At 55.5% G+C, this 1,256-nt stretch carries 1 protein-coding gene; it reads right to left on the bottom strand.

Annotation, left to right across the window (positions count from 1 at the left end; genetic code table 11):
• Nucleotides 1-8 precede the first annotated feature (8 nt).
• A protein-coding gene (locus AC07VF_RS26450; protein ID WP_495010178.1) for an IS3 family transposase occupies nucleotides 9-1,192 on the bottom strand; the annotation gives its coding sequence in 2 pieces (ribosomal slippage) (nucleotides 9-928 and nucleotides 928-1,192; 1,185 coding nt in all).
• Nucleotides 1,193-1,256: the final 64 nt, after the last annotated feature.

Raw genomic sequence — 1,256 nt, forward strand, 5'->3', positions numbered from 1 at the left:
TGTAGTGGTCAACTAATTCCGGACACCTCGATAGGTGGTTTCAAGGCCATCGTCCGTTCGTAAACGGTCGGTGGCAGATAACCCAGTTTCGAGTGCAGCCGCTCATTGTTGTAATACCCAACGATGTATTGAGTGATGTCGCGTATCGCTTCGCCATGGTTGGCGTAATTGCGCCGCCATACCCGCTCCATTTTCAGGCTCAGGAAGAAGCGTTCCATCACCGCATTGTCCCAGCAGTTACCTTTACGGCTCATGCTTTGCTGCATGGCGTGTCTGGCCAGCAGCGATCTGTAGATTGCGCTCGCATATTGGCTGCCTCGATCGGAGTGGGCGATCAAGCCAGGTGGAGGTTGACGCTGCGCGACGGCCATCTGCATCGCGCTGCACACCAGATCTGCAGGCATGTTTGGGGCCATCGCCCAACCCACGATCTTGCGCGAGAACAAGTCCAGCACCACGGCCAGATAGAGCCAGCCGCTACGCGTTTGTATGTAAGTAATATCGGCGACCCAGGCGGTGTTAATAGCCTGCGCTTCGAACTGTCGATTCAACACATTCTCAGCGATTGGCAGGTCATGCTTGCTGTCGGTCGTATGCACAAACTTGGGTTTCCACGCCGAGCGCAAACCATGGGCTCGCATCAGGCGGCGGACTTTATAGCGACCTATTTGCATGCCCTTGGCCCGCAGAGCCTTGGTTAAAGGGCGGCTTCCGCGGCAACCGTTGCTCTCGGCAAACGATGCCTTGAGCTGCGCGACAACGGAGCAACTTAGCCGAACAGGCGCTTGTGCCCGCTTACGGGCCTCGTAAAAACCTGATCGACTGACGTTCAGTACACGACAGACATGCGCCACCGAATAAGCCTTCTGTTGCAGTTGCCGAACAAGCCTATACGTCACTTCAGTTCGCGGGCAAAGAAGGCGGTAGCCTTTTTTAAGATGTCGTTGTCCATCTTGAGCTGCCGGTTTTCCTGCTCCAGCTGCCGAATGCGCTGCTGCTCAGCCGTCAGCGGGTTTCCGATCCCGGCCTGGCCCAGCTGCTCGGCGTCATATTGGCGGATCCACCGCCGTACGGCCGTCTCACCGAGATTCTGGTCCTGACAAACCTGCGGAACGGTCAGCCCCTGATCCCTGACCATTTTTACGACTTCCAGTTTGTAGCTGTCATCAAATCTTTTGCGCTTTCTGGTCATGTAGAACTCCTCGATAAATGTATTTTCCACTTATCGAGGTGTCCGGGGAAATTAGACCACTGCA

The organism is Pseudomonas sp. GW821-FHT02H06, assembly GCF_059421525.1.